Genomic DNA, 1,581 nt, shown 5'->3' with positions numbered 1-1,581 from the left:
CCGAACGGGTGGCGGGACCTGGCGACGTGGGCCGCCAATTCGGTGCGGCCGTTGATCCCGAGCTTCGAGTAGATGCGGGTGAGGTGGTACTGGATCGTCTTGACGCTGAGGAACAGCTCCTCGGCGGCCTGGGCGTTGGTCCGCCCCGCCGCGACGAGGGTGGCCACGGCCCGTTCCTGCGGGGTGAGGGTGGAGTTGCCGACCGCGCGGGCCACGTCGACACCCCCGGCGCGGCGCTCCCGCTCACAGCGCTCGACGTAGGCATGAGCACCGAGTTGTTCGTAGAGGTCTCGGGCGGTCCCGAGGGCGAGGTGGGCCTCGCGGCGCCGACCGGCCCGACGCAGGGTCTGGCCGAACCCGAAGTGCATCTGTGCGGAGTAGTACGGCATCGCCAGTCCGTCGAGGTACTCCAGGCTCCGGTGGAAGATGCGGGAGCATTCCTCCACGTCCCCGCGGACGGCGGCGATCCGGGAGCGGACGGCGCCGAGCCTGGCCTGCGTGGACCGGTGGCCCAGCTCCACGGCCCGCTGTTCGGGGGGACCGATGAGCGCCTCGGCGTCCTCGAGCCGGCCGGCCAGGACGAGGGAGTGGGCGTAGAGATCGTGCCACGGCCAGAAACCCGGCTGGTCGATGTCGAGCCGGAGGGACAGGGCGTGCAGCGGTTCGGCGGCCCGCCGCACCGAGGTGTAGTCACCGGCGGCGGCGGCGACCTGCATGCGCCCCATGGCGGAGGGGATGATCTGCACCGGGTAGGCGTCCGCGGTGGTGGTGAGGTGCCTCAGGTGTGCGGCCGCCCCCAGGTGGTCGCCGCGCATGGACCTGATGACGGCACCGGACCAGTGGATCACCGGGGCGAGCAGGTCCAGTTCGAGGTCCTCGAGACGTCTGGCGGCGGTGTCGACGACCCGGAGCGCCTCGTCCCAGTCCCCCCGGAGCAGGTGGGTGCGTGTGAGCCACGCCTGAGCCCACAGCGAGATCCGCGCGGAACCGGAGACGTCGGCCGTCGGCACGGCGGAACCCAGGCGGTGGCGGGCCGTCTCGAGATCGTCGTGGGCGAGCGCGATCCATCCGGAGGCCATCTCGAAGCGCTGGGCCACCGCGGGGGCGAGAGAACCGATCCGGTCCTCGTCGGTGACGCCGCCTCCCGGGGCGGCGTCGATCGCCTCGCCCAGGACGGTGATGGCCCGGGCCTCCTCGACCTCCGGTTGGTCGGGATGGGCGCCCCCGATGACGACCCCGGCCCAGTGCCTCAGCTGGTCGGGGCGCCACAGGCACAGTGAGTGCACCACGAACTTCTGGGCGAGTGCGACGGGGTCGGGGGCGGTGACACCGGGAGAACCGGACTGCCCGGCGTCGAGGGCTCGCCGGAGGAGTGCCTCGGCCTCTCCCGCGTGTCCCAGGTGGAGCGCGAGCGAACCGAGGACCGCATCGCGGCGCGGGTCGGGCCGGACCCGGTCGAGCGTGTGGGACAGCGCGGCGGCCTCGCTGATCCGACCCGCGCCGAGGAGGGCGTCGATGCCGTCGATGTGGAGCCCCCGCGCCTCCTCGGGGTCGGCGGTGAGCGCCGCCGCCGTGAGGTAG

Annotated in this window: 1 protein-coding gene; it reads right to left on the bottom strand. The window is 73.2% G+C overall.

All coding sequences use genetic code 11. The features are described 5' to 3' along the window. Positions 1–1,581, bottom strand: a 1,581-nt coding sequence (locus G6022_RS15220; RefSeq protein WP_241731247.1) for a LuxR family transcriptional regulator, incomplete at both ends; no start/stop codon positions are given.

This window comes from Dietzia sp. Cai40 (assembly GCF_014145165.1).
Lineage (GTDB): Bacteria > Actinomycetota > Actinomycetes > Mycobacteriales > Mycobacteriaceae > Dietzia > Dietzia natronolimnaea.
The sequence above is the reverse complement of the archived record's forward strand: the minus strand, read 5'-3'. Positions and strand labels throughout refer to the sequence as shown.